This is a genomic window from Ornithinibacter sp., from assembly GCF_035443565.1.
GTDB lineage: Bacteria > Actinomycetota > Actinomycetes > Actinomycetales > Dermatophilaceae > Fodinibacter.
This window is the reverse complement of sequence record NZ_DAORSO010000215.1, coordinates 1-2,919: the sequence shown is the minus strand read 5'-3', so window position 1 is coordinate 2,919 and position 2,919 is coordinate 1. Positions and strand designations below refer to the sequence as shown.

At 70.1% G+C, this 2,919-nt stretch carries 2 protein-coding genes; one reads left to right on the top strand and one right to left on the bottom strand.

Translation table 11 applies throughout. The annotated features are described in order from the left end of the window. Positions 1-180 precede the first annotated feature (180 nt). On the top strand, positions 181-1,878 hold the full coding sequence (locus PLL68_RS13535; RefSeq protein ID WP_324534945.1) for a ribonuclease J: 1,698 nt from the start codon (positions 181-183) through the stop codon (positions 1,876-1,878). Positions 1,879-1,989: 111 nt separating this feature from the next. Here the strand turns inward: PLL68_RS13535 and nadC are convergent, their stop codons facing one another. Then, positions 1,990-2,871, bottom strand: coding sequence for a carboxylating nicotinate-nucleotide diphosphorylase (nadC, locus tag PLL68_RS13530; RefSeq protein ID WP_324534943.1), 882 nt, complete (start codon positions 2,869-2,871; stop codon positions 1,990-1,992). Positions 2,872-2,919: the final 48 nt, after the last annotated feature.

Genomic DNA, 2,919 nt, shown 5'->3' with positions numbered 1-2,919 from the left:
CGGATGCCGGTCGCGGCGCCTTGCGGTGGCAGACTCGACCTTGTCGGGCGCGAGCCGCCCACCCAGACCTGTTCCACCCCGCGCACTGTGCTGCGCAGCCATCGATCCCCCAGCCGGAAGGCCCCCAGTGACGCGTCACCACCCCATGATCTCCATCTCCCTCGCAGTGCAGGCCGCCCGATGAGCCGCCGGTCACCGCGCCGCAAGAGCAGCGGGTCGCTGCCCCAGCTGCCGCCGAACGGCCTGCGGGTCGTCCCCTTGGGCGGCCTGGGCGAGATCGGCCGCAACATGACCGTCTTCGAGCACCAGGGTCGCCTGCTCATCGTCGACTGCGGCGTGCTCTTCCCCGACGAGAGCCAGCCCGGGGTCGACGTCATCCTCCCCGACTTCACCTGGATCAGGGACCGGCTCGACAAGGTCGATGCCATCGTCCTCACGCACGGCCACGAGGACCACATCGGCGGCGTGCCCTACCTGCTGCGCGAGCGCCCGGACATCCCCGTCGTCGGCTCCCGCCTGACCCTGGCACTGCTCGAGGCCAAGCTCACCGAGCACAAGATCACCCCCCGCTCGGTGGTCGTCGCCGAAGGTGACCGCCGCCCGATGGGTCCCTTCGACCTCGAGTTCATCGCGGTCAACCACTCGATCCCCGACGGTCTGGCGGTGGCCATCCGCACCGCTGCTGGCCTGGTGCTGCACACCGGCGACTTCAAGATGGACCAGTTCCCGCTCGACGGCCGGGTCACCGACCTGCGGGCCTTCGCCCGGCTTGGCGAGGAGGGTGTCGACCTGTTCCTCGTCGACTCCACCAACGCCGAGGTCCCCGGCTTCATGATCTCCGAGGGTGAGCTGGCCCCGGCCATCGACACGGCGTTCCGCAACACCAAGGGTCGTGTCATCGTCTCGAGCTTCGCGAGCCACGTGCACCGCATCCAGCAGGTGCTCGACACCGCCCACAGCCACGGCCGCAAGGTCGCGTTCGTCGGCCGCTCGATGGTGCGCAACATGGGCATCGCCCGCGAGCTGGGCTACCTGAACATCCCCGACGGGCTCGTCGTCAAGGACCTCAAGGCCCTGGACCGGCTGCGCCCCGACCAGCAGTGCATCGTCGCCACCGGCTCGCAGGGTGAGCCGATGGCCGCCCTGGCACGCATGGCCAACCGCGACCACCCGGTGAGCATCGCCGCGAACGACACCGTGCTCATGGCCTCCTCGCTCATCCCGGGCAACGAGAACGCCATCTACCGGGTGATCAACGAGCTGACCCGCTGGGGCGCCAACGTCGTGCACAAGGGCAATGCCAAGGTGCACGTGTCCGGGCACGCCAGCGCCGGCGAGCTCGCGTACTGCTACAACATCCTCAAGCCCACCAACGTGCTGCCCGTGCACGGCGAGTGGCGTCACCTTCAGGCCAACGCCGAGATCGCCATCCGCACCGGCGCCGAGAAGGACCGCGTCCTCATCGCCCAGGACGGCAGCGTCATCGACCTCGTCGATGGCCGCGCGAAGATCACCGGCACGGTGCCTGCGGGCCTGGTCTACGTCGACTCGATGACGGTCGGCGGAGCCACCGAGGAGACGCTGCACGTGCGGCGCACCCTCGCCGAGGAGGGTGTCGTCACGGTGGTCTGCATCGCCGACCCCGACACCGGCAAGCTCACCGAGGACCCGGACTACCTGGCCCACGGCTTCCCGCCGGACCTGCTCGACTTCTCCGGCGCGACCCCGGCCATCCAGAACGCCCTGACCAAGGCGGCGAACGACAACATCGAGGACCTCGAGCAGATCGAGGACCTCGTGCGCCGGGCCGTGTCGAACTGGGCGCACCGCACCCACCGGCGCAGCCCGCTCGTCATCCCGGTCATCGTCGACGCCTGACCGTCGCCCCCCAACCTCCGACTTCGTGCGATTTCGGTGCGCAGATTGGCATCAACCCGGCCCTTCACCGCACCCAAGTCGCACGAAGTCGGGTTTCAGGCGGGGCAGGGGCTAGCTCGGGTCGGGATCGAGGTCCAGGGCGATGTCGAGGATCGGCGAGGAGTGCGTCAGCGCCCCCACCGACAGGTAGTCCACCCCGGTCGCCGCGTACTCCGCAGCCACCTCGAGGGTCAGCCCGCCCGTGGCCTCGACCTCGACGTACTCGCCCGTGGCGCGCACGGCATCCACGGTCGTGCGCAGCAGGTCGGTCGACATGTTGTCGCACAGCAGGAACCGCGCCCCGGCCGCAACCGCCTCGAGCGCCTCGGCCGTCGTCGTCACCTCGACCTGGATGTCGACGTGCGGGAACGCCGCCCGGATGCTGTCGTACGCGGCCGTCAGCCCACCGGCGGCGAGCTTGTGGTTGTCCTTGATCATCGCGACGTCGTAGAGCCCCATGCGCTTGTTCGTGCCGCCGCCACAGCGCACGGCGTACTTCTCCAGCGCCCGGATGCCGGGGGTCGTCTTGCGCGTGTCGAGCACCATCGCGCCCGACCCGGCCAAGGCATCCGCCCACCGACGGGTGTGCGTGGCCACCCCGGACGTGCGCGAGAGCACGTTGAGGATCGTGCGTTCGGAGATCAGCGTCGTGCGGGTCGACCCGCGAAGGGTGGCGAGGTGGTCACCGCGCACCACGGCATCCCCGTCGTCGACGTGCAGGTCGACCCAGACGACCCCGGTGCCCAGGCGGGCGTCGACCGCCTCGACGACGAGCGCGACGACCGGCAGCCCTGCGACGACTCCGTCAGCACGGGCGACGAGGTGCGAGACCGACTCCTGCTCCTCCGGGATGGTCGCGACGGTGGTGACGTCGGTGCCGTCGCCGAGGTCTTCGTCCAGCGCCCGCTCGACGAGCAGGCGGGCGTCGTCGAGGGGGAACACGTGCTCGCTCATCGGGGGTCTCCTGCGGGGCGTTCGGTGATGACGACCTGACCGTCGGCC